This is a genomic window from Streptomyces abikoensis, assembly GCF_014648775.1.
GTDB lineage: Bacteria > Actinomycetota > Actinomycetes > Streptomycetales > Streptomycetaceae > Streptomyces > Streptomyces abikoensis.
Window position 1 is genome coordinate 166089 of sequence record NZ_BMRT01000004.1, and the last position, 26134, is coordinate 192222.

A 26134-nucleotide genomic window follows, 5' to 3' on the forward strand; every position below is an offset into this window, starting at 1 on the left:
GGTTGCGCGGCGTGGCGGCGGGGCGGCCTTCTCCCCGTCACCCCTCGAACACCGCCCGGTACCCCGGCAGGCGCCAGAGCTCCGTGTGCGGGCCGACAGCCCGTACGCGGCCCCCGTCCAGCCAGGCGACGCGGTCAGCCCGTTCCGCCGTCGCGAGCCGGTGGGCGACGATCAGCCGGGTGCGGGCGGCGACGTCGTGCAGCAGCGCGTCGGCCACCCGCGACTCGGTGACCGAGTCGAGGCTGGACGTGGCGTCGTCAAGGATCAGCAGCCGGCCCGCGTGGGCGAAGGCGCGGGCGAGGCCGAGGCGTTGGGCCTCGCCGCCGGAGAGAGGCGCGGCCGCGCACGCCGTGTCGTAGCCGTCCGGCAGCCGGCGTACGAAGTCGTCCGCGCACGCCGCGCGGGCGGCGTCGACGACGACCTCGGGCGGGGGCGCGAACGAGCCGAAGGCGAGCGTCCCGCCGATCGTGCCGCCGAGCAGCGCCGGGCGGGCGAAGGCGTAGCCGACCTGGCGGCGCAGTTCGTCGTGGGCGAGCTCGCGCAGCGGGACCCCGTCGAGGGTGATCTCGCCCGCGTCGGGGTCGGCGAGCCGGCCGGCCAGTTCGGCGAGGACGGACTTGCCCGTGCCGGAGCGGCCGACGACGGCCGTCGTCGAGCCGCCCGGTACGACGAGGTCCACGCCGCGCAGCACCGTCCGCCCGCCCCGCTCGGCGGCGACGCCGCGCAGCCGCAGCGTCCCGTCGCCGTCGGCGGGCAGCCGCCGGGTGCCGTGGACGGTCGGCGGCAGGGCGTGGACCTCGGCCAGGCGGCGCGCGGCGGTACGCCCGTGGACCAGCGCCCCCAGGTGCCCGACGAGCATGCCGACGCCCGTCGCGAGGACCGCGTAGCGGGACGCCGCCAGCAGGTCGCCGACGCTCAGCGCGCCCCGCGACAGCTCCAGTCCGGCGACGGCGAGGACGGCGATCTGGAGCAGCGGCACCAGGGCCGTCGCCTGGGCGGAGGAGCGGCCCTGCACCCGCCACATGCGGTGGCCGTGGCGGGAGAGGCCGGGGAGGGGTTCGAGGACGCGGTCCCGTTCGCGGGCGGCCGTGCCGGCGGCCGCGATGGTCCGGGCGCCGCCGACGGCCTCCATCAGCCGCCCGGCGAGCTCGCCCTGCAGGCGCTGGTAGCCGGCGAGGCTGTCGGTGGAGGCGCGGGTGAACGCCCGGAGCAGCAGCGCGAGCAGCGGTGCGCCCGCGAGGAACACCAGGGCGAGCCACGGATCGAGGAGGGCGAGCGCGACGATGCCGCCGATCGGGCCGACGACGGCGGTGACGGTACCGGCGACGGTCGCCGGGGCCGTCCCTGCCTGCGCGGCGTTGCCGACGAGCCGGGCGACGAGGTCGCCCGGCGTCATCCGGGCCGTGGCCCGGGGGCCCGCCGCGAGGACGTGACCGAGCGCGGTGCGGCGCAGCCGGGCGGTGGTGCGGGCGGTGGTGGTGGCGTTGAGGTACTCGCCGAGCGCGTCGAGGGCCGCGGGGACGCAGACGAGGGCGGCGCAGAGGGCCACCCAGCGGCGGGTCGCCTGCCCCTTCAGCAGCAGGTCGAGGGTGTGCCCGAGCACGGCGGGCAGCAGCAGGGCCGCGCCCGTGCTCGCGGTGGCGATCAGGACGAGGGCGGCGGTGCGGGGGGCGGCGGTGCGGAGGGTGGTGGCGAGGAGGCGGTCGCCGTCGCGGCGCGTTGCCTCGTGCAGTGCCGTCGAGGTCATGCGGTCGTCCTCCTGTACCGGGGGCGGGTTCGGCACCGCCGGGCCGGCAGGCGGTGGCTGGGCGCCGTGGCGGCGGAGCAGTGCCCCGGTCCCGCCCTTTCACCGTTTCCCGGGGCTGCGCCCCGGCCCCCGCGGCCCGAGGGCTTCGCCCCGGGCCCGGGCAGGGGAGGAACCCCACCGGCCGACGACGCCCGGGTGGGCCCTCCCCTCTCGGGGAGGGCCCACCCTGAGCGGTCACCCGCGAGCGTGAGTCGTCACAGGCACAGCAGCACGCTGGCCGTGCTGATGCACGAGAGCAGGCTGACCGTGCTCTGGCCGCCGCCGTGGCCACCGTCGTGGCTGTCGGACTCCATGTTCTGCAGGTCGAGAAGCGCCATGGTTCTGATTCCTTTCGTGGGGACGGAAGTGAACGGTGGAACGGTTGGTCACGACTCCACGACGTGGTGGAGCCGGCTCTGGGGCCCCCGTGGGGGCGGGAGGAAGGGCAGCCGGGCGTCGCCCTGGAGGGAGCCGAGCGCGAGCAGACAGCCCGCCGTGCCCGTGGCGAGGTCCATCGACAGCCGCATCATCTGGCTGCCGGGGAAGGCGAGTTCGCCCTGGTAGGGGATGCCGTACCAGCCCAGGGCGGCCACTTGGGCGGCCAGGTCGGCCGGAGCGGACCCCGGCGTCGTCGTACGGCCGAGGTGCCAGATCATTCCGGCGCGCCCCTGGAAGAGGCCGGGGTGGGCGTAGAAGCGGGACCGGGCGGCGGTCAGGATCGCGGCGCGGGCCTCGATGAGCTCCTCGTCCGGGTCGGGGACGTGGGCGAGGTAGTCGTCCAGGACGGCGCCGATGCCGACGCTGCCGTCGCCGAGGTAGGGCATGGTCCGCCAGCCCTCGTCGACGTCGAGGGCGCCGTTGGCGGTGCGGACGCAGCGCGCGAGGTCGGCGCGCAGGGCCGTGCCGGCGAGGTCGAGGAGGGCGGGCGCGCCGGTGCGTTCGTACAGCCGGAGGAAGAGGAGGGCGGAGCCGGTGGCACCGCGCATCAGCCCCGCGCGCTGCCGCGCCTCGCCGCCGTCGGCGGCGAGCCGGTCGGCCAGCAACTGGGCGGCTTCCACCGCGCGTTCGTGGAAGTGGCGTTCACCCGTCGTGCGCGCCAGGTCGTCGAGGTGCAGGCCGATGCCGGCGAGCCCGCCGCGCAGGCCGGAGGTGAGGCGTTGCCACTTCTCGCCGAGGAGGGTGGCGGTGAGGTCGAGGGCGCGCCGCGTGTGGCCGAGGCGGTGGAGGACGTGGGCGACGCCCGCGAGTCCGTCGTAGAGGCCGAGCGGGGTGCCGGGCGGGGTCGCGCCGGGGTCGGTGTGGGCGAGCAGCCAGCGTTCGCCCTGCTCGTAGCGGTCGGGGCCGGTCTCGGCGAGCGCGTACAGGACGCCGGCGGCGCCGTGGGCGAGGCCGAGGCCGCCGCCCTCGGAGAACTGGGCGATGTCCCCGGGGAAGAGCCGGTCGTCGCGCTCGGGTGTGGCGGAGGCGAGGATCGCGCGGACCATGGAGTCGCGGGCGGCGGGCCAGTCGTCCGTAGGGGGAAGGACCGTGGCCGCCACGGGCCCGGCGGACACGGGCCCCACCAGGGCGGGCCCGGACCGTGCGGTGGCGGCGGTGGTGACGGTACCACCGGACGCCTCCCGCGTGATCTCGGCGACGGCCTCGTCGAGGAACTCCCGCGGCACGGCGGGGAAGTGCTCGGCGATGATGTCGGCGAGGTGCGCGGCCTTGGCCCGGTCGATGACGAAGAGCGTGGTGACGGGCAGGAACAGCGCGATCCGCAGACAGGCGAGGGCGTAGCGGTCGACATCGGTGCCGGTGCGGTCCGGCGGGGCGAAGAAGCCGGGGTGGGCGACGATCTGCCGGCCGCCCTCGGTGGCGGGCGCGGCGGCCTCGAAGTCGATGAGGGTGACGGACTCCTCGTCGGGCCCGACCATGATGTTGAACATGTGGAGGTCGTTGAAGACCACGCCCCGGGAGTGGACGGCTTCGACGGCTCGTTCCACCCCTCGGTGGATCCGCAGGGCCCAGGCGGTGTAGTCGGCGACGGCGGCCGGGTCGGGGTCGGCGGCGAGCAGCGGGTGGCGTTCGCCGAAGAAGGAGTTGAGGGGGCGGCCCTCGACGAAGTCCATGACGAGGAAGCGGTGGTCGCCGATGGTGAGCCAGTCGCGGACGCCGGGGGCGACGCCGAGGCCGGCGAGCCGGTCGAGGGCGTCCTTCTCGCGTTCCAGCCGGGCGATGGCGTCGGCGCCGTCGGCGGCGAGCCCGGCGTGCGGGCGGGCCTCCTTGAGCACGACGCGCGAGCCGTCGCGGGTGTCGGTGCCCCGGTAGACGCCGCCGCCGTTGGAGAAGTGCAGGGCCTTCTCGATGCGGTAGGGCAGGTCGGCGACGGTGGTCGCGTTCCGGGCGGCCAGGTGGGGCTCCAGGAACGCGGGCAGGGTCACCCACGCGGGCACCTGGAAGGCGGGGTCGCGCGGGTCGGGGACGAGCGTGCCGTCCGCGTCCTCGATGGCGGGGACGAGGCTGCCGCGCGCGTCGACGCAGTAGCGGCGGGCGAAGGCGCCGTAGCGCACGTACAGCGGCCCTTCGTGCCAGCGCAGGTCGGTGAGGATGTACGGGCCCGGGCGCCCGCCGAGGATCCCCTCCAGGTCGGTGAGGACGGTGCGCAGGCCCTCCTCGTCGGCGGGGTAGATCGTGACGAACTTTCCGCTGGCGTCGCGTGGCGCGTACTTGTTGTTGCGGAGGTGGAGCAGGTGGGGCGCGGGGACGAACTTGAACGGGATGCCCCGGGGGACGCAGTAGTCCCACACGTCGGCGGCGGTCTTGTCGGCGCCGTCCGCCGTGGCCGACACATGGATCTTCCAGCCCTGCGCGGGCTGCCGTCCGTCCGCGCCGAGGGGCGCGAGGTGGAGCCAGTCGCCGTTGCGGCCGCTCGTCCACCCCTCGGGCACGGGCCGCCGCGCGGTTTCGAACAGCGCGTCCTCGACCCGGCTGCCGCCCGTACCGGACGCCGGGCGGGACAGCCGGTCCGGGATCTCGTAGAAGTGCCTGTCGGCCAGGCAGTAGACCTCGTACCGCTTCTCCATCGGCCCCCCTTGAGCTGCGACGGGAAGAGATTTCCACGCCACGGGGGGCCGGGACAGTCGTATCTGTCACGAACATGTCGTGCGGAACGCACGCGTAAACATATGTACGGACCAGGGCGAACGCAGGTCAGGACCGATACCGGGGCGCACGCGGCGCGCCGGAGGCGCGGGCACGCTCCCCGGGCTCCCCGGGCTCACTCGCAGGGGTTCCGGGGCTCACTCACAGGGCTCCTCCGGCGGGAACACCGCCTCGCCCGTGCCGAGCACCCGGATGGCGACGGCTTCCACGGGGCAGCACTCGGCCGCGGCGAGGAGCTCGTCGGCGGGGGCGGTCTCCTCCGCGACCGGGTGCGAGCGCCGGGTCGTCGCGTCCAGCCGGAACGCCCCCGGGGCGACCCCCGCGCACTGGCCCGAGCCGACGCAGCGCGTCCGGTCGACGGTCACGCGCCAGCGGAGGTCATCCACCGCCCGTCCCCTTCGGCAGGTGGATGGTCTTCTGCTCCAGGTACTCGGCGTAGCCCTCGGGGCCGCCCTCCCGGCCGAGGCCGGAGTCCTTGTAGCCGCCGAAGGGGCCGAACAGGTCGAGGCTGAAGGTGTTCACGGAGTACGTGCCCGTGCGCACCCGGCGGGCGACCTCCAGGCCGCGTTCGAGGTCGCCGGTCCAGACGCTGCCGGAGAGCCCGTAGTCGGAGTCGTCGGCGATGGCGATCGCCTCTTCCACGTCGCCGTAGGGCAACAGGCAGACGACGGGCCCGAAGATCTCCTCGCGGGCGACCCGCATGGTGTTGGTGACGTCGCCGAAGAGGGTCGGCTCGACGTACCAGCCCGTCGGGAGCCCGGCGGGGCGGCCGCCGCCGGCGAGGACGGACGCGCCGTCGAGGCGGCCGAGCCGGATGTAGTCGAGCGACCGCTCGCGCTGGCGGCGCGCGACCAGAGGGCCGACCTGGGTGGCGGGGTCGAGCGGGTCGCCGACGACCAGCGCGGCGGCCGCTGCCGCGAGGCGCTCGGCGAGCTCGGCGTAGTGGGCGCGGGGGGCGAGGACGCGGGTCTGGGCGACGCACGCCTGGCCGTTGTTCATCCAGGCGCTGGGCACGATGCCGGCGACGGCGGCGTCCAGGTCGGCGTCGGGCAGGACGATCGCGGCGGACTTGCCGCCCAGCTCCAGGGTGACGCGGGTGAGGTTGCGGGAGGCGACCTCCATGACGCGCTTGCCGGCCGCGACGGAACCGGTGAAGGAGACCTTGTCGACGCCCGGGTGCCCGACGAGGTACTCGCCCGTCTCCCGGCCGCCCGGGACGATGGACAGCACGCCTTCCGGCAGCCCGGACGCGGTGGCGATCTCCGCGAGGACGTACGCGTCCAGGGGCGTCTCCGGCGCGGGCTTGAGCACCACCGAGCAGCCGGCCAGCAGGGCGGGCGCGAGCTTGGCCGCCGCCACGAACTGCGGCACGTTCCACGGCACCACGGCCGCCACGACGCCCACCGGCTCCCGCCGCACCAGCAGCGGGCCCAGGGCGCCGGCGCGCCGCTCCTCGTGGGGGAAGTCCCGGGCGATGGCGATGGCGCTGTCCCAGACCAGCACCGCGCCGAGCGCCTGCGCGAGGACGCTCCAGGAGTACGGGGAGCCGTTCTGCGCGGAGATCAGCCGGGCGAGCTCCTCGTGGCGGGCGGCGATGCCGTCCTTGATCCGGGTGACGACCTCGATCCGTTCCGCCAGCGGCAGCCCCGACCACACGCCGGAGTCGAAGGAGCTCCGCGCTGCCGCGACGGCCCGGTCCACGTCGATCCGCCCGGCGTGCGGGACGCGTCCGATGACGGCCTCGGTGTGGGGCGAGACGACCTCGATGACCGGCCCGCCGGGTCCTGCGGCGGGCTCGGCCCAGCGGCCGCCGATGTAGAGCTGTCCGTACTCGACGATGTCGCTCATGACGGGGCCTCCCGGCGGACGGCTGACCTGACGCAGAACCTGACGCAGAACCTGACGCAGGACCTGACGCTGCATCAGATCTCGTAGCAGTTCCGCTTGTGAAGGGCAAGGGAGGCCGCCGCTTGTCAGCCGTCGCCGTTCGCCGCGCGCAGGCGTCCGTAGGTGCGTTGGACCGCGTCGTACATCAGGCCGTTCGCCGCGAGCAGCAGCCATCCTCCGGTCATGAAGCCGGTACGGATCGTGTAGGACGGATTGTCGTCCTTGACGCCCCCGAAGATCATCATTCCGATCAGGAACAGGGTGAAGAAACCGACCACCAGGATCCAGCCCAAGCACGTCTTGAGTGCCCAGTTGTTCCAGCCCTGGAGCCCGGGTTCCCTGGCCGCCTGCACCGGGACCGTGGCCGCGAGGACGAGCCCGATCGCGGTACCGAAGACGCCGATGGGTACGCCGGCCCAGTCCGGGTCCACCCCGGGAATGCCGCTCGACACGGCGTCCCACGGGTGGCGCCAGTCGAAGAACATCTCCACCCGCCCCGCTTGCTCGCCGGAGGACTTCCTCGTCCAGGTCTCCGAGAACATCGGCAGGAAGGTCGCGCAGACCATCACCACCGCCCCCAGGAGGAGCTCCGCGAAGTGGGCGGCGAGGATGCGCCGCGTCACGAGGGGCCCGGTTCGGCCCGGCGCTCGTTCCGGCGGATTCGGGGTGTCCGGCTCGTCCGGCTCGTCCAGCTCGTCAGGCACATCCGGCACGACGTCCGGCTCGTAGGGGCGCGTCGGCGCCGGTGGCACCTCGCGTCGGAGCTCCGGCGCCTCGTGGCCCCCGCCGGGCCGGTCGGGCTCGGCCCGGTCATGGTCGGCCCGGTCGGGGCCGGAGCGGTCGGGGTGCACGGAGACCGCCGGGCCCGCGTGGGCGGAGGCAAGGGCGTGCAACGCACCGGTACGCTGCTTGATCGCCTCGCGGGCGCCGGTGATCCCCATCCACGCTCCCGGACCGGGCTCGTCGCCGAGTTCCTCCTCGCACCACTCCCGCACGAGCGCCGGTGTGGGGCGTCGGTCGCCGTCCTTCCGCAGGCAGGCGCCGATCAAGCGGCGCAGGGGTGGGGCCAGGACGGACAGGTCCGGATCGTCCGCGACGATGCGGTGGGCGACGGCCCACTCGTTGTCCGCGCCGAACGCCTCCCGGCCGGTGGCGAGGTAGTACAGGCTGGAGCCGAGCGCGAAGACGTCGGAGGCCTCGCCGACGGCGCGGCCCATCGCCTGCTCGGGCGACATGTACAGCGGGGTGCCGATCCGGGTCGAGTGGCTGCGGTACGTCACCGACTGCGTCAGGGATTTGACGATGCCGAAGTCGATGACCTTCGGGCCGCTCTCGTCCAGCATGATGTTGCCGGGCTTGAGGTCCCGGTGCACCACCTTCGCGGCGTGGACATCGGCCAGGGCGTGGGCGATGCCCCAGGCGAGCAGCATCACCTCGCCGGCCGGCAGCGGCCCGTGGTCGATCACCAGGTCCCGCAGGGACGGCCCGGCCACGTACGCCGTGGCCAGCCACGGCCGCTCGGCCCGGGGATCGGCGTCCAGCAGCGGGGCGAGGTGGGCACCGCGCACCCGCTGGGCGGCGGTCACCTCACGCGCGAACCGCCGCCCGAACTCCACGTCCTTGGCGAACTCCTCACGGATGACCTTCACGGCCGCGGGCTGTCCTCCCGGAGAGAAGGCCAGGAACACCTGCCCCATGCCGCCCTCGCCCAGCCGTGCCACCAGCCGGAAGCCCCCGAGGCTGTCCGGGTCGCGCGCCGATAACTCGGAAAACCGAAAAGCCGCCCTCGACACGAAGCGCTTCCCCCCGTCCGTTCCCCACGTGCCACGGTCTCTCGCCCGCAGCGTACTTCGACCGGCGCGCTTCGACCGGCACATCGTCGAACACCTGTCGCCCGTCGCCCCAGGAGTTGCCCGCCGACGGCGGTAGCCGTCCCCGGACGGGAGCCGGATAAAGTGTTCAGCCCCCCACCAAAGCGACACGTCGGCGACGCGCCCTGCCCCGGCAGGGGCGTCCCGCCGGGGCCGCCCGACACCGTCATCCACCGAGAGGCACCGCTTTCATGGCCACCTCCTTCGCCGTCCTCGCGCGCCGCGGCGCCGCGGCCCTGGCCACCGCGGCCGTCCTGGGCGCGGCCGCCGCTCCCGCCGCCTTCGCCGACGGCACCTCGCCCTCCCCGGCCGCCCCGGGGCTCTACGGCGCGGGCGACCCGAAGTTCGACGGTGTCTTCCGGCAGTCGCTGGCCTTCATCGCCCAGCACACGGCCGGGGTCTCCCCGACCGGGCAGGCCGTGGACTGGCTGACCGGCCAGCAGTGCGCCGACGGCGGCTTCCCCGGCTTCCGGGCCGACACGAAGACGCCGTGCGACGCCAAGGCGGGCGAGTTCACCGACGCGACGGCGGCCGCCGTGCAGGGCCTGGCGGCCGTCGGCGGCCGGGACCGGGCCGTCGCCAAGGGCCTCGACTGGCTCAAGGCCCACCAGAACGCCGACGGCGGCTGGGGCATGGGCCCCGGCAACCCCAGCGACGCCAACTCCACCGCCATCGCCGTCGGCGCCTTCGCCGCCGCCGGCCAGGACCCGGCGAAGGCCGCGGTCAAGGACGGCAGGACCCCCTTCGACGCGCTGTCCTCCTTCCAGATCCGCTGCTCGGAGAAGGAGGAGAAGAAGGACCAGGCGGGCGCCTTCGGCTACATGCCGCAGAACGGTGAGCTGCCCGCCAACGACCTCGCCTCGACCGCCGCCGCCACGGCCGTCCTCGGCAAGGGCTTCCTCGTGCCCGCCGCCAAGGGCGCGGACCGGCCCGTCCGGCCCGCCGCCTGCGGCGACGGCGCCGACACCACCCAGTGGAACGCGGCCGAGGCCGTCGCCGGCTACCTGGTGAAGAAGCTCGACGCCAACGGCGGCCACCTCAAGTCGTCCATGCCCGGCGCCCCCGAGGGCCCGGACACCGGCGCGACCGCCGACGCCGCCCTCGCCCTCGCGGCCGGCGGCCACGTGGAGGCCGCCCGCAAGCCGCTGAAGTGGCTGGAGTCCGCCGACAGCAAGACCGCCGAGTGGGCCAAGGGCAACCCCGGCCGCCTCGCCAAGCTCGTCCTGGCCGCGCACGCGGCGGGCGCCGACCCGCGCTCCTTCGGCGGCACCGACCTGGTGGCGGCGCTCAACGAGACCGGCCCCAAGCCGGAGCCGTCCTCCTCCGACGCCTCCCCGGCCAAGAAGGACGAGAAGAAGAAGGACGACGGCGGCTACGGCACCTGGTTGTACGTCGCGGTGTTCTTCGTCGCCAGCGTCGGCGTCGGCTTCCTGATCAGCGGCCGCAAGAAGAAGAACCAGCCGTGACGGCGGCCCGGGCCCGGTCCCTGTTCGTCTCCCTGCTGGCCGGCGCGACCGCCGTGCTCGGCGCGGCCCCCGCGCACGCGGACGGCTACCGCTACTGGTCCTTCTGGCAGGCACCGGCCGCCGGCGGGTCCTGGACGTACGCGACCCAGGGCCCGGCCACGCTGCGCCCGGCCGACGGCTCCGTCGTCGGCTTCCGCTTCGCCGTCAGCAAGGACTCCGCCGACGCGGCCAAACCGCGCGGCGCCGCCGACTTCGCGGCGGTCTGCGCCGGCACGCCCGCCGAGGACGGCGGCAAGCGCGTCGCCGTCGTCCTCGACTTCGGCACCCCCGCCGACGCTCCCGCCGGCGAGACGCCGCCCGCCGCCCGTTCGGCGTGCGCGAAGGTCGGCGCCGACGGCAGCGCGGCCGACGCGCTGGCCGCCGTCGCCAAGCCGCTGCGCTACGACTCGAACGCCCTGCTGTGCGCGATCGCCGGATACCCGAGGACGGGCTGCGGCGAGAAGGTGGACGAGAAGGCGGACGCGGGGAAGAAGCCTGCGGAGCCGAAGGCCGGCGGGAACGACAAGGACGACGACGGCCCCTCCGTCGGTCTGATCGGCGGCATCGCCGCCGTGGCCGTGCTCGGCGCGGCGGCGGTGTGGCAGACCCGGCGGCGTCGTCGCGGATGACGGACCGTTCCTCCGACCGTTCCTCCGCGCTGCACGCCGGCGCGTGGTGGGTGTGGGCGCTGGGCCTGGCGACGGCCGCCTCGCGCACCACGAACATGCTGCTGCTCGCCCTGCTGACGGGCGTCGCCGGGTACGTCGTCGCGGCCCGGCGCACGGACGCGCCGTGGGCGCGCTCGTACGGGGCGTTCCTCAAGCTCGGGCTGGCCGTGATCGTCATCAGGCTGGTCTTCGCGGTGGTCCTGGGCTCGCCGATTCCCGGGACGCACACGGTCCTCACCCTTCCGGAGGTTCCGCTCCCGGAGTGGGCGCGGGGGGTGCGGATCGGTGGCCGGGTGACCGCCGAGGCGCTGGTCTTCGCGCTCGCCGACGGCATGAAGCTGGCCACGCTGCTGATCTGCGTGGGCGCCGCGAACGCCCTCGCCAACCCGGCGCGGCTGCTGAAGTCCCTGCCGGGCGCGCTCTACGAGGCCGGGGTGGCGGTGGTCGTCGCCATGACCTTCGCGCCCAACCTCGTCGCGGACGTCCAGCGGCTGCGCGCCGCGCGCAGGCTGCGCGGCCGCCCGGACCGGGGGCTCAAGGCCCTGCTCCAGGTGGGGCTGCCGGTGCTGGAGGGCGCGCTGGAGCGGTCGGTGGCGCTGGCCGCCGCGATGGACGCGCGGGGGTACGGCCGTACCGCGCAGGTGCCGCCCGCCGTGCGCCGCACGACGAGCGCGCTCACCCTCGGCGGGCTGCTCGGCGTGTGCGCCGGTACGTACGGGTTGCTGGGCGACACCGGTGCGGGCTACGGGGCGCCGGTGCTGGTCGCGGGGCTGGCCGCGGCCCTCGCCGGCCTGTGGCTCGGCGGGCGCCGCTCGGTCCGCACCCGCTACCGCCCCGACCGCTGGGGCGCCCGCGCCTGGCTGGTCTCCGCGTCGGGGGCGGCGGTGGCGGGCCTGATGATCTGGGCGGGCGACTACGCGCCGGCCGCCCTCCACCCGTCCGCGGTGCCGCTGGCGGTGCCGGGGTTGCCGGTTTGGCCGGCGGTGTCGGTGCTTCTGGGGTTGCTGCCGGCGTTCGTGGCGCCGGTCGCCTCCCGTGAGGGGCGGACGGCCTCCCGTGAGGGGACGATGACGGACGGGCACCGCCGGGCCGGCCGACGCGGGTTGCGCGCCGCTGCGGCGGAGGAAGGGTGCCCCGGTCCCGCCCTTTCACCGTTTCCCGGGGCTGCCGCCCCGGCCCCCGGAGGCCGGACCCGAGGGCTCCGCCCCGGGCTCCCGGCTCCCCCGGCGGGGGCCGGCCCTTCGGGGGGTCTGGGGGCACTCCCCCAGGAAACGGGAAGGGGCGGGACCGGGGCACCCCTCCCGCCGCCGCGGCGACCGGCCACCGACAGCGAATCCGGCGGTGCCGAAACCGCCCCCACCCGGAAGGAGACACCCCAGTGATCCGCTTCGAGAACGTCTCGGTCTCCTACGACGGCACCGACCGCCCCACCCTCTCCGGCATCGACCTCACCGTCCCCGAAGGCGAGCTGTGCCTCCTCGTCGGCCCCTCCGGGGTCGGCAAGTCGACACTGCTGGGCACCGTGAGCGGGCTCGTGCCGCACTTCACCGGGGGGACCCTGCGCGGCAGGGTCACCGTCGCCGGGCGGGACACCCGTACCCACCGGCCCCGTGAACTCGCCGACGTCGTTGGCACCGTGGGCCAGGACCCGCTGGCGCACTTCGTGACCGACACCGTCGAGGACGAGCTCGCCTACGGCATGGAGTCCCTCGGCGTACCGCCCGCCACCATGCGCCGCCGCGTCGAGGAGACCCTGGACCTGCTGGGCCTGGCCGGCCTCCGGGACCGGCCCATCGCCACCCTCTCCGGCGGCCAGCGGCAGCGCGTCGCGATCGGTTCGGTGCTGACCGCCCACCCGAAGGTGCTCGTCCTGGACGAGCCGACGTCCGCGCTGGACCCGGCCGCCGCCGAGGAGGTGCTGGCCGTGCTCCAGCGCCTGGTGCACGACCTGGGCACCACCGTGCTGCTGGCCGAGCACCGGCTGGAGCGCGTGGTGCAGTACGCGGACCAGGTGATCCTGCTGCCCGGCCCCGGCGCGGCCCCCGTCGTCGGCGACCCCGCCGAGGTCATGGCCGTCTCGCCCGTCCACCCGCCCGTCGTCGCCCTGGGCCGGATCGCCGGCTGGTCCCCGCCGCCGCTGTCCGTGCGCGACGCCCGCCGCAAGGCCGCCTCCCTGCGGGAGCGGCTGGCGCCGCTGACCCCGCCGGTCCGCGGAACGGTGCCGGGCGAAGAACAGGCCGCTTCCGTCACCGGCCTCTCCGTCCGCCACGACCGCGTCCCCGCCCTCCGCGACGTCGAGCTGTCCGTCCGCGCCGGCGAGACCGTCGCCCTGATGGGCCGCAACGGCGCGGGCAAGTCCACGCTCCTGCGGACGCTCGTCGGCATGCACGCGCCCGACAGGGGCGCGGTACGCGTCGGCGGCGTGGAGCCGCGGCGCACGAGCCCGCGTGAACTGCTGCGGCACGTGGGCCTCGTCCCGCAGGAGCCGCGCGACCTGCTGTACGCGGACACGGTCGCCGCGGAGTGCGCGGCCGCCGACCACGACGCGCAGGCCGCCCCCGGCACCTGCCGGGCGCTGGTGTCCGAGCTGCTCCCGGACGTGGCGGACGGCACCCACCCCCGTGACCTGTCCGAGGGCCAGCGGCTGGCGCTCGCGCTCGCCGTGGTGCTCACGGCGCGGCCGCCGCTGCTGCTCCTGGACGAGCCGACGCGCGGCCTGGACTACGCGGCCAAGGCCCGGCTGGTGGAGATCCTGCGCGGGCTGGCCGGCCAGGGCCACGCCATCGTGCTGGCCACGCACGACGTTGAGCTCGCGGCGGAGCTGGCGCACCGGGTGGTGATCCTCGCGGAGGGCGAGGTCGTCGCGGACGGCCCGACGGCGGAGGTCGTGGTCTCCTCCCCGGCCTTCGCCCCGCAGGTCGCGAAGGTCCTCGCGCCGCAGCCGTGGCTGACGGTGCCGCAGGTCCGCGACGCGCTGGAGGGGACGTGACCGACCACCAGCCGCCGGCCGACCACCAGGCGCCGGCCACCCACCGGACGGGAGCCACCCGCCAGGCCCGCGCCATCCGTCTCGGCCGGCGGTCCGTCATCGCCCTCGCCCTGATCACCGTCATCGGCGTGGCCGCCTTCGGCTGGCCCCTGCTCGCCGGCTCCGCCTCCGGGCTGGCCCATTCGCAGGACGCCCCCTGGCTGTTCGCCGCCCTGCTGCCGCTGCTGCTCGCCGTGGTCATGGCGACGATCGCCGACACCGGGCTGGACGCCAAGGCCGTCGCGATGCTCGGCGTCCTCGCGGCGGCCGGGGCCGCGCTGCGGCCGCTGGGCGCGGGGACGGCGGGCATCGAGCCGATGTTCTTCCTGATGGTCCTGTCCGGGCGGGTGCTCGGGCCGGGCTTCGGCTTCGTCCTGGGCGCCCTGTCGATGTTCGCCTCCGCCCTGCTGACGGGCGGTGTCGGGCCGTGGATGCCGTTCCAGATGCTGGCCATGGGGTGGGTGACCATGGGCGCGGGGCTGCTGCCGGGGGCGGACCGGCTGCGGGGGCGGCGCGAGCTGGCGATGCTGGCGGGGTACGGGGCGGTGGCGTCCGTCGCCTACGGGACGGTGATGAACCTTCAGGGCTGGCCGTACATCGGCGCACTCGCCTCGGGCGTCTCCTTCGTCCCGGGCGACCCGCTGCCGGAGAACCTCTCCCGTTTCCTCGCCTACTGTCTGGCGACGTCCCTGGGCTGGGACCTGCCCAGGGCCCTGGTGACCGTGGTCGCCTCGCTCACGCTCGGCCCGGCCGTCCTCAAGGCCCTGCGCCGGGCCACCCGCCGCGCGGCCTTCGAAGCACCGGTGAAGTTCGAGGACGCGTGACGTTCGAGGACGCGTGACGTTCAAGGGCGCGCCCCGGGGTCTGGGATGCGCGGACTGACTCCGCCCGACTCATGGGCACTTACATGCCCCCACCATGGATGAGCCGGAGCTGACCGTCCGATGACCCCGCACATGCCAGGGCATGACAGGCCGTTCAGTACAGTCGCGTCAAGGCCCTGAATGAGACACAACGCAATCCGGGCCACACTGATTGATACGGGGGGACCAGAATGGTCACGAGTGGCTATGGCGCCGCGCCCGGTGCGGGCGGGGACAACTCCTTCACGTGGCAGGGACCCGCATGACCGGCGGCGTCCGGCTCCTCTCCTGCCGCGCCTGATTGTTCAGCATCCCCGGCCTTTCCTGACGGCAGCCCGGCGAATCCTTTCGCCCCCACGCGACCATTCCCATCGGCTGCCCGCCTGGGCATCTTGCCGCGTGGCCGGCGTCCATGACGGACGGCGACCGCGGGCCGGTGCCCGCCCATCGAATGACCATCGGGCCGCGCCGGAAAGTCACTGCACACGATGACGGGAGCAGTGCGCCCGAACGCCCTGGGATTTCGCTCGCCAGGACGCTCTGCCGGCAAACGCACCGACCCGATGGCCGCAGCCAGACAAAACTCAGAGGACTTCCATGCACTCTCATGGCGCGAAATCGTCCATCGCCAACGCCGCCAACAGCCGTTTCGGGCGCCGATCGCTGCTCAAGGGCATCGGCGCCGGAGCGCTGGCAGCCGGCCTCGGCGCAGCCGGACAGGGCATCGCCCACGCCGAAGAGGAAGCGCTGTTCGACGTGGTCATCATCGGCGCCGGGTACGCCGGGGCCATGGTGGCGCGCGAGCTCGGCGCGAAGGGCCTGTCCACCGTGGTCCTGGAGGCGTCCGACCGCGTCGGCGGCCGCATCTGGACGGACACCTGGGCCGGCGAGCAGATCGAGGTCGGCGGCCAGTGGCTCGCCCCCCAGCACCAGCTGGTCAACAAAGAACTCGCCCGGTACAACATCACCACCTACGGGGACCCCATCCCGGACCGCGTCATCGTCGCCGGTTCCACCGGGCTGAAGGCGGTCTCGCCCGATGAAGCCGCCAAGTTGGTGGTCCCCCTGTGGACCGAGTTCTACAAGGGCTCCGAGAAATACTTCGAGCGCCCGGCCGAGCCGCTGTACCGCAAGGACCTGCTGGCCGCCGTGGACCCGCTCTCACTGGCCGACCGGATCAAGCAGATGGGCCTCTCGCCGACCGAGGTCAACCTGCTCACCGGCGAGACCTCCGTCTACTCCGGCGGCCCCAGCACCCTCGGCTCGCTGACCGGCATGGCGCAGTGGTACCAGCTCGCCGGCGGTACGTACGAGGCCTACACCAACACCATCGGCCGCCGGCCCGTCGGCGGTATGACCGCGATACTCAACGCCATGCTGCGGGAGAACTTCACCCCGGTCCACAAGAGCTCGCCGGTCACCAGGATCTCCGACCCCGGCACGGGGAAGGTCACGGTGTACACCGCCTCCGGCCGCCGCTACAAGGCCCCCGCGGTCGTCGTGGCCACCTCCACCAACGCCTGGAAGAACATCACCTTCGAGCCCGGCCTGCCCAAGGCACACGCCCAGGCCACCACCCAGGGCATCGGCGTTCCGCACGGCACCAAGATGTGGCTGCACATCAAGGGCAAGATCGACGCGACCACCGGTACCGCGCCCGAGGGCTCGCCGATCCTGATGATGGTGCCGCAGAAGCAGCTCGCCGACGGCCGGCTCATGATCGCGTTCACCGGCCCCGGGCTGGACGTCAACAACCCGGTGAAGGTCCAGGAGGCCGTCCAGCAGTGGATCCCGGGCGCCCAGGTCCTCAAGTCCCGCGCCATGGCATGGGGTACCGAGAAGTGGGCGGCCGGCGCCTGGGGCTTCCGTCGCCCCGGCCAGCTGACCGGGCTCTTCCCCCAGATCGAACAGCCCCACGGCCGGATCCTCTTCGCGGGCGCCGACATCGCCCAGGGCTGGCACGGCGCCTTCATCGAGGGCGCCCTCGAGTCGGGCTTGCGCGCGTCGAATCAGGTCCTCAGCCTCGTCAAGTAACCCGAACCACCGAGCACCCCAGGCGCGCCGCCCCCACCAAGGGCGGCGCGCCCGCCCGCGTGACCCGTGCCCGTACCCCTGTCCCACACGCACTGCTGGGGGACCCCGGTTCAGCAATGACGCGGCGGCCTACGCCGACCGCGAGTTCCTGGACTCGGGCATGGTGATGGGCGCGGACACCCCGGTGGCACGGATCCTCACGGTGCTCGACCCGCCGGACCACACCCGGGTGCGCAAGCTCGCCATGGGCGCCTTCACCCCGCGCCGGGTGGCCCAGTGGCGCGAGCCCACCGAGCGGATCGTGGCCGCCTCGCTCGACGCGCTGGCGGCGTCGGAACGCCCCGACGTCGTGGAGTACGCGAGCGCCATCCCCGCCGCCGTCATCGGGGAGATCCTCGGCATCCCCATGACCCGCTACAACGACATGCTCCACGCGATCGACCGGGCCTTCCCGCCGGACGACGACGGCCTGGCCGAGGCACTGAAGTCCGGGCTGACCTCGCCGGAGGACATCGAGGCCGCCGAGGACGTGGTCGGCTGCTGCCCGACGGAGGCCATCACCCTCCTCGGCCTCGACGAGGACGGGAACGGCGGCGAGGAGGAGGGCACCGCTGCCGGACGGTGACGGTGCCGACGGCCAATGTGACGGGGGCGGCGCCCCCGTCACACCCCCGTCACAGCCGCTGAATGATCGTCCCCGTCGCCAGCGCCCCGCCCGCGCACATCGTGATCAGCGCGAACTCGCCGTCCCGGCGCTCGAGTTCGTGCAGCGCCGTCGTGATCAGCCGGGCGCCCGTCGCCCCGACCGGGTGGCCGAGCGCTATCGCGCCGCCGTTGACGTTGACCTTCTCCAGGTCCTGCTCGAAGACCCGCGCCCAGGAGAGCACCACCGAGGCGAAGGCCTCGTTGATCTCCACCAGGTCGATGTCCCGCAAGGACATCCCCGCCCGGCCCAGCACGGCCCGGGTCGCGTCGACGGGCCCGTCCAGGTGGAAGTGGGGGTCGGCGCCGACGAGCGCCTGGGCGACGATCCGGGCCCGGGGGCGCAGCCGCAGCGCCCGGGCCATCCGTTTGGAGGCCCAGAGCAGCGCCGCCGCGCCGTCGGATATCTGCGAGGAGTTGCCCGCGGTGTGGACGGCCGTGGGCATGACGGGCTTGAGCCCGGCCAGCGCCTCCATGCTGGTGTCGCGCAGGCCCTCGTCGCGGTCGACCAGGCGCCACATGCCCTGCCCGGCGTACTGCTCCTCCTCCGTGGTGGGCACCTGCACGGCGAAGGTCTCGCGCTTGAAGCGCTCCTCCGCCCAGGCGCGGGCCGCGCGTTCCTGGGAGAGCAGGCCGAGGGCGTCGACGCGTTCACGGGTGAGGCCGCGCCGGCGGGCTATGCGCTCGGCGGCCTCGAACTGGTTGGGCAGGTCGACGTTCCACTCGTCGGGGAAGGGCCGGCCCGGCCCGTGCTTGGAGCCGCTGCCGAGCGGCACCCGGGACATGGCCTCGACGCCGCAGCCGATGCCGATGTCGATCACCCCGCTCGCGATCATGTTGGCGACGAGGTGGTTGGCCTGCTGGGACGAGCCGCACTGGGCGTCCACGGTGGTGGCGGCGGTCTCGTAGGGCAGGCCCATGGCGAGCCAGGCGGTGCGGGCCGGGTTCATCGACTGCTCCCCGGCGTGGGTGACCGTGCCGCCGACGATCTGCTCGACGCAGTCGGGCTGGATGCCGGTGCGGGCGAGGACCTCACGATAGGTCTCGCCCAGCAGATAGGCGGGGTGGAGGTTGGCGAGCGCGCCGCCGCGCCTGCCGATGGGCGTCCGTACGGCTTCGACGATCACGGGTTCCGCGGCCATGTCCGGCTGTCCTCTCCTCGCGCGTCCGCTGGGCGTCCCGGCGCCCCCGGCAAAACGAGTACACGTTCCATTTCCGCTGCCGTCGGTAGTCTCCTCAGCGCGGCCCCCGCCGCACAAGGGTCGCGCACGCCCCGCGCGTGCGACAGATGGCGTCGCGTGGCTTGCCGGTCCACGACCCCGTCACTACCGTCGGACGACAGGTTTCTGATGGCCCATCAGCATTAGCCCGCCGTCCCGGCGGCTCCCCGAACTGGAGTGGTGGCCATGTCGTCCTGTCCCGCGCTGCCCGAGGGCTTCGACTTCACCGATCCGGACGTCAACGCCCGCAGGGTGCCGCTGCCGGAGTTCGCCCTGCTGCGGCGCTCCGCCCCGGTGTCCTGGATCCCCCAGCCGCACGGCCTCGCGGGCTTCGACGACGACGGCTACTGGGCCGTCACCCGGCACGCGGACGTCAAGGAGGCGTCCACCCGGCCGGAGGACTTCTCCTCCGCCCGCAACACGTCCGTCATCCGCTTCCACCCCGGCATGCGGCGCGAGCGGATCGACGCCCAGCGGCTGATGATGCTCAACATGGACCCGCCCGAGCACACCCGCGTCCGCCGGATCGTCCAGCGCGGCTTCACCCCCCGGGCGGTCCGGGCCCTGGAGTCGGCCCTGCGGGAGCGGGCCGGACGGATCGTCGCGGCCGCCCGGGAGCACGGCAGCGGCGACTTCGTCACCGACATCGCCTGCGAACTCCCCCTCCAGGCCATCGCGGAACTCATCGGCGTCCCCCAGCACGACCGGGCGAAGATCTTCGACTGGTCCAACCGGATGATCGCCTACGACGACCCCGAGCTCGCCCTCACCGAGGAGACCGGCAGCCGCTCCGCGATGGAGCTGATCGCCTACGCGATGGACCTCGCCGCCGCCCGCGCGGCCCACCCCGCGCGGGACATCGTCAGCCGGCTGGTGGCCGCCGAGGACGAGGGCAGCCTGGGCTCCGACGAGTTCGGCTTCTTCGTGCTGATGCTGGCCGTCGCCGGCAACGAGACCACGCGCAACGCCATCAGCCACGGCATGCACGCCTTCCTCACCCACCCCGAGCAATGGGAGCTCTACAAGCGGGAGCGGCCCGCCACCACCGCCGAGGAGATCGTCCGCTGGGCGACCCCGGTGATCTCCTTCCAGCGCACGGCGACGCGCGACACCGAGCTGGGCGGCACGACGATCCGCGAGGGCGAGCGCGTGGGCCTGTTCTACGCCTCCGCCAATCACGACCCCGAGGTCTTCGACGCCCCGGAGACCTTCGACATCACCCGCGACCCCAACCCCCACCTGGGCTTCGGCGGCGGGGGCCCGCACTTCTGCCTGGGCCGCTCCCTGGCGGCGCTGGAGATCGACCTGATCTTCGCCGCCGTCGCCGACACCCTCCCCGGCATCCGGCTCGCCGGGGCGCCGCGCCGGCTCCGCTCGGCGTGGCTGAACGGCATCAAGGAGCTCCGCGTCAGCTACGAGTGATCGATCAACTCCCTTTTCCGCTACGGGAATCGGTCCAGACCTGACCCCTTGTCAGGTACAGCTGTCCGACTTACTCTCGGGTACACCTTCAGGGACGGCGCATGAGCGCTTCGGCAGCGCACCGCTGTGCGCACCGCCGTGCGCCCTCCCCAACGCACCGCACCTCACCTCACTCTCACGGGATTGTTCAGGGGGCAGCCGCATGAAGGACGATCAGGGAAGACAGGTGACGACGGGACGTGTCAGGTGGCGGAAGTTCGCCGTCCTGGCCGTGCCCGGCTTCGCCGCCACGGCCGCGCTGGCCGTCGCGCTCGCCGACGGGGCGCTGGCCGCCTCGTTCGCCGTCTCCGGGCAGGAGTTCAAGGTCGGGGCGTCCAGCCTGACGGGCACGGGCTTCGCCCAGTACGGCGGGATCGACAAGAACGTTCGCGGCAAGCTGCTGCCGGTGGCCGTCACCACCATCAAGGAAGCCAAGCTCAAGGACCTGTGCCAGTCCGTGGTCACCACCCTGCCGGTGATCGGCGACATCTCCCTCAAGCTCCACGCGGGCCAGGGCGCGAAGACCGTCGAGGCCACCGACCTGTTCATCGACGCCACCCAGATGTCCGGCGACGCCGAGTTCGAGAACATGGAGCTCGGCCGTGACGCGTCGACCCTCAACAGGGGTCCCGCCTCGGCGCAGGGCCTCCAGGACGCCTTCGGCCAGCAGGCCAAGACCATCAAGATGACCGATGTTCGGCAGACGGCCTGGGCGACCAACGCCGGGCGGTTCAAGCTCGCCGGCCTCGACCTGAAGATCAAGCTCGGCAAGGATGAGTGCTTCTGACGTGCCGGGGCGCCGGGACGGCACCGGGTCGCTCGCCCGTGGGTGGACGACCTGGCGGCGCTGGCGAAAGGGACGCCCCTTCTGGGGCGGCCTGGCGGCCGTCGTCGCGGGCGCGGAGATCTGCGCCCTCCCGCTCGCCCCGATGAAGGTCATGCTGGAGCAGGGCATCGCGGGCATCCCGTCGGTCCTGATGGGCATCGTCATGATCGTCATGGGTCTGACCGCGTGGTTCGCCCCGCAGTACCGGAGCCTCGCCGGGATCCTCACCGTCCTGATCGCGACGGCCGCGCTGGTGATGTCCAACCTCGGCGGATTCCTCTTCGGCACCCTCGTCGGCATCGTGGGCGGCGCGATGATCTTCGCGTGGCAACCGGTGACGACGGACGAGCCCTGAGCCACGTTGTGGGCAATCGTTCCGCAGGGCTGGGGGCACCTCCCAGCGGTAGCTGGGGGAGGGTGGGCACAACGCGACCACCGGCCCGCACCCGGACAACGAGGACGCGCCCCGCCCACGAAGGCCGCTCCCACACCCCTCCTCTCCCAGAAGGAGCCCCCGTGATCCCGAGCCGCACCCGTCCCCTCCTCTCCGTCACCGCCGGTCTCGCCCTCACCGCGGGCCTCACCCTCACCGGCGGCGCCCCGGCGGCCGCCAGAGCCGCCGACGCCGGTTCGACGACCGTCCAGCCCGCCGGCCACACCTTCGCGGCCAAGCTCAACGGCTCGGCCACCTTCAAGGCCGGCTCGATCACCATCACCTGTGCGTCGTCGGACTCCACGCCGTCCGGAGCCACCAACCGCATACCGGACGCCCCCGGCAACACCAACCCCTCGGGCCCGGTGACGACCGCCATCAGCTCGCCGGTCTACGGCGACTGCACGGGCAGCCTGCCGGGCGTGGACATCAGCATCACGACGTCCGGTGCCTGGACCGTCTCGATGCAGAACGGCTCCCCCATCACGGCCACGCTCAACGCGCCGTCCCAGGGCATGGTCCTCAAGTCCAGCGGCCTGGCCAACTGCACGGTGACGGCCGCGCCGGACGGACCGACGACCATCCCCACCGTGTTCGTGAACGGCACGCCGTCCCAGCTCGTGGTGACGGACGTGGCGATACCCGTGAAGGTCGAGGGCGGCTTCGGCTGCCCGACGACGGCCACGACGGCGGTCCTCAACGCGACCTACGACATCACGGACGTCACGGACCCGTCCTCCCAGATCACGGTGGGCGGCTGACGCCACGTTGTGGGAACCCGGGGGCGCAGCCCCCGGGTCCTCACCCCACGGCCCGCGCAGGCTCCCGCTCAGCCGCTGCCCCGGCCACGTCCCCGCGCCGCGCCCCCGGAATCGCCGTCAAGGCGATACGCCCCGGCCCGGTCAGCACGTACTGGATCCCGAAGCCCGCGGCGACGACCGCCGCCCCGCCCACCGCGTCCAGCACATAGTGGTTGGCCGTCCCGACGATGACCGTGAGCGTCATCAGCGGATACAGCATCCCCAGCCACCTCACCCACGTCCGCGGCCCCACGACCGCGATCACGACCCCGCACCACAGCGACCAGCCGATGTGCAGCGAGGGCATCGCCGCGTACTGGTTGGCCAGCTCGGTCAGCGCGCCGAACTCGGGGTGGGACAGGTCCTGCGGGCCGTTGGCGGTGTCGATGAAGCCGAGGCCGGGCATCAGACGCGGCGGTGCCAGGGGGTAGAGCCAGAAGCCGGCCAGCGCCACCAGCGTCGCGAGGGCCAGCCCCGTGCGCGCCCAGCGGTACGTCGCCGGACGGCGCCAGTACAGATACCCCAGCAGCAAACTCGGCACCAGGAAGTGGAAGGTGCCGTAGTAGTAGTCCATGGCGTCCGCGAGCCGGCCCACGCCCGCCACGAAGTGGTTGACGCCGTGTTCGACGTCCAGGCGGAGGAACTCCTCGACGGCGAGGATCTGCCGGCCGTGGTACTCGGCGAGGGCCCGTGAGTCGGGGGCCTGGGCGCGGATGTAGGAGTAGGCCCAGTAGCCGACCCGTATCAGCATCAGCTCCAGGAGGAGGTTCGGGCGGTTCAGCGCGCGCTTGAAGAAGCGCAGCAGCGGCACCCAGCGGAAGCGGCCGCGCTGCGGCCCGGCGACCGGGGTGGGCACGGGCCGGTCCCACAGCGCGGAGGAGCGCGAGAGGAACGGCACCGCGCAGGCGGCCGCGAGGGCGGCGAGCAGCGGCGCGTGCTGTCCGACGGGCCCGAGGACGGGGTTCGGGGCGACGAGCACGGTGCTGCTCAGCGTCATGACGAGCACGACGAGCACGGGCCAGGCGAGCCGGTCGGCGCGTCGCCTGCCGACGCGGCCGGCGACGGCGAAGAGGATCCACAGCTGCTGGTGCTGCCAGGCGGTGGGCGCGACGGCGACCGCGACGCAGCCGGTGAGGGCCGTGGCCAGCAGCGGCTGTCCGTCGCGGGCGTAGCGGGCGGCCCGGCGCAGGCCGACGGTGACGACGACGGCGGCCAGCAGTCCGTAGAGGCCGAGTTCCAGCGGTCCGCGCAGGCCGAGGCGGAGGAGCAGGCCGTGCAGGGACTGGTTGGCCAGACCGTCGGGCCGGTCACCGAGGCCGGCTCCGGCGATGTGGTGGACCCAGTACGTCCGGGAGTCGTCGGGCAGGGCCGCCCAGGCCAGGGCCGTGGAGACGGCGAAGGTGGCGCCGGTGACGAGCGCGGCGCGGCGGCGGCCGGTGAGCCACAGCAGGGGGGCGAAGAGGAGGACGGCGGGCTGGAGGGCCGCCGCGAGGCCGACGAGGAGGCCGGTGGTCCGGCCGGAGCGCCGGTCGGCGATCCGGGGCCGGCAGCAGCCGAGGAGGACGAGGAGCACCGGGAGGACGCTGGTCTGACCGAGGGTGAAGGTGTTGCGGACGGGCAGGGAGAGCAGCGTCAGAATGACGGCGACGGGCGCGGCGCCACCGCGCAAACGTCCACCGCGCATGCGCCCACCGCGCATACGTCCACCGCCGGGAAGGACCCGGACGGCGACGAGGGCCACGGCGACGACGAGCGACAGCGTGCCCAGCGTCCACACGACGCCGAGGCCGTGTTCGGCCGCGGCGGTGAGGGGCCGGAGCACGAGCCCGGCGAGGGGGGTGCCGGTGAACCTGCCGGAGTCGTAGAGGGAGCCGTGCGTGTGCGGGACGCCGTGCTCGCCGGCCCAGGTGGCGAGGCCGGTGAACCGGCGCGCCGGGGGGAGCCGCAGCACGGCCGCCGCCTGACGCACGGCCAGCAGCCCGGCGAGCAGCCACAGTGCCGCCAGGGCCACGGCGGGCCGCGAGCCCGCCCTCGGCGGACCCACCGGTCCGCCTCGCTCCGCTTCCGCCACGCTCCGCCGCTCCTCCCGTCACCCGGCTCGGTCACTCGCGTCGGCCCTTTGAGACCTTACTCAGCCGCCGCGCACTCGCGCGGATCGTCCACAGGACGTCCCGCGGCCTCCTGACGGTGGCCTGAGTCCAACGCCCCGGGGGCCATTAGGGTGCGGTCATGAGCACCAGTGGCAGCAGTGAACGGCGGCCCCCGGCCCTGCGGGCGGACGCCCGGCGCAATCGCGAGGCCCTTGTCGCGGCGGCCCGGGAGCTCTTCGCCGAGCAGGGCCTGGAGGTCCCGCTGGACGAGATCGCCCGCCGCGCGGGCGTCGGAAACGCCACCCTGTACCGGCGTTTCCCCACCCGGGAGGCGCTGATCGAGGCGGTGTTCGGGGAGTCCCTGGGCGCGAGCATGAGCGAGGGCGAGCGGGCCCGCGCGGGTGAGGACGCCTTCGCGTCGCTGACCGCCTACATGGAGCGGATCTTCGAGGGCCTGGCCGCCGACCGGGGCGCGATCGAGCTGATGACGACGACCATCCCGGCCGGCCCCACCCTGGCCGCGCTGCGCGAGCACAACCACGCCACGGTGGGCGCGCTCGTCCGCCGCGCACAGGAGCAGGGCACGATGCGCCCGGACGTGGTCGCCGAGGACCTGCTGTTCGCCCTGGCCGCCCTGGGCCGCTGCGTCCCCGCCGCCGCGGCCGTGGCCCCCGGCTCCTGGCGCCGCTACCTCGCCCTGCTCTTCGACGGCCTGCGCGCGGAGGCCGTCTCCGGCCTGCCCGCGCCGCCGCTGACGGCGGAACAGCTGGACGGCGTCCTGGCGGACGTGGGCGGGGGTGGCGGCGGGGGCGGGAACCGCTGAGCGGCTGCGGCAGTGCAGGATGACCTCATGAGCATCGTGAAGATCAATGCCCTCACCGTCCCGGCCGAGCAGCGCGAGGTCCTGGAGAAGCGGTTCGCGTCCCGCGCGGGCACGGTGGAGAGTGCCGACGGTTTCGAGTGGTTCGAGCTTCTTCGCCCGCTGGAAGGCACGGACGACTACCTCGTCTACACGCGCTGGCGCAGCGAGGAGGACTTCCAGGCGTGGATGGAGGGCCCGATGAAGGCCGCCCACCAGGGCGGTGGCCAGGCCGGTGGCGAGGGTGGTGGCGAGGGTGCCCCCAAGCACAAGCCCGCCGCGACGGGGTCGACGGTGTGGTCGTTCGAGGTCGTCCAGCAGGCCGCGCCGAAGCAGGGCTGACCGCCCCGGCCGAGACGGGCCGACTCCAGGGCCGACTCCGGGGACGGTCCCGAACCGGTCCCGGAGTCGGCCCCCGGAAAAGCAGCTGATCGGACGGCCGCCCGCGTGCGACCATCCGCCGCATGACCATCTGGAACGTCTCCCCGCAGCCGGTCGGCTCGCCCGAGTCGGCCGCGCTGCTGCGGGAGTACCTCGTCGACGTCGCCGACCGCTGGTACCTGCTGCACGACGGGCGCCGGTGCACGCCCGAGGAGATCGAGCGGCACCTGGCCGAGATGCGCGGCGACGACCCCGGGACGCTGCTGGTGGCCCGGTACGGCGAGGAGCGGGCCGGGTGCGTGGGGCTGCGCCGGCTGGACGCCCGTACGGCCGAGTTGTGCCGGATGTACGTACGGGCGGACCGGCGCGGTCTGGGCGGCTCGGGCGCGCTGCTGGGCGCGGCGGAGGAGACGGCGCGCGCGTGGGGCGCGGAGCGGATCGTGCTGGAGACCCGGCGGGATCTGGTGGAGGCGCGGGCGCTGTACGCGCGGCACGGCTTCGCGGACGTCGCCCCCTACAAGGAGGCGGACGTGTACTCGGAGGTGTGGCTCGGCAAGGAGCTGAACTGATCCCTCT

At 74.1% G+C, this 26134-nt stretch carries 21 protein-coding genes and 1 pseudogene; 14 read left to right on the forward strand and 8 right to left on the reverse strand.

Annotated features, from left to right (window positions below):
• Window positions 1-37: 37 nt before the first annotated feature.
• The 6 genes from IE096_RS14735 to IE096_RS14760 all read right to left on the reverse strand — a co-directional run bounded on the left by IE096_RS14735 (window position 38) and on the right by IE096_RS14760 (window position 8538).
• Window positions 38-1747, reverse strand: a complete 1710-nt coding sequence (locus tag IE096_RS14735) for an ABC transporter ATP-binding protein (RefSeq protein ID WP_189451914.1) — start codon at window positions 1745-1747, stop codon at window positions 38-40.
• Between the two features lie 254 nt (window positions 1748-2001).
• Window positions 2002-2124, reverse strand: a complete 123-nt coding sequence (locus IE096_RS14740) for a SapB/AmfS family lanthipeptide (protein ID WP_189451915.1) — start codon at window positions 2122-2124, stop codon at window positions 2002-2004.
• A 48-nt stretch (window positions 2125-2172) separates the two neighbouring features.
• Entirely contained in the window at window positions 2173-4851 is a 2679-nt protein-coding gene (lanKC, locus tag IE096_RS14745) for a class III lanthionine synthetase LanKC (RefSeq protein ID WP_189451916.1), read from the reverse strand.
• A 216-nt stretch (window positions 4852-5067) separates the two neighbouring features.
• Window positions 5068-5316 carry a ferredoxin gene (locus IE096_RS14750; protein ID WP_189451917.1) on the reverse strand — a complete coding sequence of 83 codons (249 nt, stop codon included), beginning with the start codon at window positions 5314-5316 and terminating at the stop codon, window positions 5068-5070.
• Complete coding sequence (locus IE096_RS14755) at window positions 5309-6778, reverse strand: aldehyde dehydrogenase (protein ID WP_189451918.1); 1470 nt, start codon at window positions 6776-6778, stop codon at window positions 5309-5311. Before IE096_RS14755 ends, IE096_RS14750 begins: the two co-directional genes overlap by 8 nt.
• Before the next feature lie 125 nt (window positions 6779-6903).
• Window positions 6904-8538, reverse strand: coding sequence for a serine/threonine protein kinase (locus tag IE096_RS14760; protein WP_189451919.1), 1635 nt, complete (start codon window positions 8536-8538; stop codon window positions 6904-6906).
• Between the two features lie 341 nt (window positions 8539-8879).
• Here IE096_RS14760 and IE096_RS14765 point away from each other — a divergent pair, with 341 nt between their 5' ends.
• From IE096_RS14765 to IE096_RS14795, 7 genes and pseudogenes are all read left to right on the forward strand, one after another.
• On the forward strand, window positions 8880-10154 hold the full coding sequence (locus IE096_RS14765; protein ID WP_189451920.1) for an SCO2321 family membrane protein: 1275 nt from the start codon (window positions 8880-8882) through the stop codon (window positions 10152-10154).
• A complete protein-coding gene (locus IE096_RS14770; RefSeq protein WP_229820205.1) occupies window positions 10151-10822 on the forward strand; it encodes an SCO2322 family protein in 672 nt (223 codons plus the stop codon). Before IE096_RS14765 ends, IE096_RS14770 begins: the two co-directional genes overlap by 4 nt.
• Window positions 10819-11916, forward strand: a pseudogene (locus IE096_RS14775) (CbiQ family ECF transporter T component); the annotation flags it as partial. The gene IE096_RS14770 and the pseudogene IE096_RS14775, both read left to right, overlap by 4 nt.
• A 323-nt stretch (window positions 11917-12239) precedes the next feature.
• Window positions 12240-13850 (forward strand): ABC transporter ATP-binding protein, encoded by a 1611-nt coding sequence (locus tag IE096_RS14780; protein WP_189451921.1) that lies wholly within the window; start codon window positions 12240-12242, stop codon window positions 13848-13850.
• Window positions 13847-14713, forward strand: coding sequence for an ECF transporter S component (locus IE096_RS14785; RefSeq protein ID WP_189451922.1), 867 nt, complete (start codon window positions 13847-13849; stop codon window positions 14711-14713). Before IE096_RS14780 ends, IE096_RS14785 begins: the two co-directional genes overlap by 4 nt.
• A gap of 636 nt (window positions 14714-15349) precedes the next feature.
• Entirely contained in the window at window positions 15350-16786 is a 1437-nt protein-coding gene (locus IE096_RS14790; protein WP_189451923.1) for a flavin monoamine oxidase family protein, read from the forward strand.
• A 160-nt stretch (window positions 16787-16946) separates the two neighbouring features.
• The gene (locus tag IE096_RS14795) at window positions 16947-17411 is read left to right on the forward strand and encodes a hypothetical protein (RefSeq protein WP_189451924.1); all 465 of its coding nucleotides are present in this window, start codon (window positions 16947-16949) and stop codon (window positions 17409-17411) included.
• Between the two features lie 49 nt (window positions 17412-17460).
• On the opposite strand, the gene IE096_RS14800 is transcribed toward IE096_RS14795, so the two are convergent.
• Window positions 17461-18630: a steroid 3-ketoacyl-CoA thiolase gene (locus IE096_RS14800; RefSeq protein ID WP_189451925.1), complete on the reverse strand. Its 1170-nt coding sequence runs from the start codon at window positions 18628-18630 to the stop codon at window positions 17461-17463.
• Window positions 18631-18894: 264 nt separating this feature from the next.
• Here IE096_RS14800 and IE096_RS14805 point away from each other — a divergent pair, with 264 nt between their 5' ends.
• The 4 genes from IE096_RS14805 to IE096_RS14820 all read left to right on the forward strand — a co-directional run bounded on the left by IE096_RS14805 (window position 18895) and on the right by IE096_RS14820 (window position 22189).
• The gene (locus IE096_RS14805) at window positions 18895-20130 is read left to right on the forward strand and encodes a cytochrome P450 (protein ID WP_189451926.1); all 1236 of its coding nucleotides are present in this window, start codon (window positions 18895-18897) and stop codon (window positions 20128-20130) included.
• 202 nt (window positions 20131-20332) lie between these two features.
• A complete protein-coding gene (locus IE096_RS14810) occupies window positions 20333-20956 on the forward strand; it encodes a DUF6230 family protein (RefSeq protein WP_189451927.1) in 624 nt (207 codons plus the stop codon).
• The gene (locus IE096_RS14815; protein WP_229820206.1) at window positions 20943-21350 is read left to right on the forward strand and encodes a DUF6114 domain-containing protein; all 408 of its coding nucleotides are present in this window, start codon (window positions 20943-20945) and stop codon (window positions 21348-21350) included. Before IE096_RS14810 ends, IE096_RS14815 begins: the two co-directional genes overlap by 14 nt.
• Window positions 21351-21511: 161 nt before the next feature.
• Window positions 21512-22189 carry a hypothetical protein gene (locus IE096_RS14820; protein ID WP_189451928.1) on the forward strand — a complete coding sequence of 226 codons (678 nt, stop codon included), beginning with the start codon at window positions 21512-21514 and terminating at the stop codon, window positions 22187-22189.
• 40 nt (window positions 22190-22229) lie between these two features.
• Here IE096_RS14820 and IE096_RS14825 read toward each other — a convergent pair whose 3' ends face one another.
• Entirely contained in the window at window positions 22230-24299 is a 2070-nt protein-coding gene (locus IE096_RS14825) for a bifunctional glycosyltransferase 87/phosphatase PAP2 family protein (RefSeq protein ID WP_373298125.1), read from the reverse strand.
• Window positions 24300-24457: 158 nt separating this feature from the next.
• On the opposite strand from IE096_RS14825, the gene IE096_RS14830 reads away from it, so the two are divergent.
• The 3 genes from IE096_RS14830 (at window position 24458) to IE096_RS14840 (ending at window position 26127) form a co-directional block, all read left to right on the forward strand.
• Window positions 24458-25141, forward strand: a complete 684-nt coding sequence (locus IE096_RS14830; protein WP_189451929.1) for a TetR/AcrR family transcriptional regulator — start codon at window positions 24458-24460, stop codon at window positions 25139-25141.
• Between the two features lie 27 nt (window positions 25142-25168).
• Entirely contained in the window at window positions 25169-25519 is a 351-nt protein-coding gene (locus tag IE096_RS14835; RefSeq protein ID WP_189451930.1) for an antibiotic biosynthesis monooxygenase family protein, read from the forward strand.
• 122 nt (window positions 25520-25641) lie between these two features.
• Window positions 25642-26127, forward strand: a complete 486-nt coding sequence (locus tag IE096_RS14840; RefSeq protein WP_189451931.1) for a GNAT family N-acetyltransferase — start codon at window positions 25642-25644, stop codon at window positions 26125-26127.
• The last annotated feature ends 7 nt before the right edge of the window (window positions 26128-26134 follow it).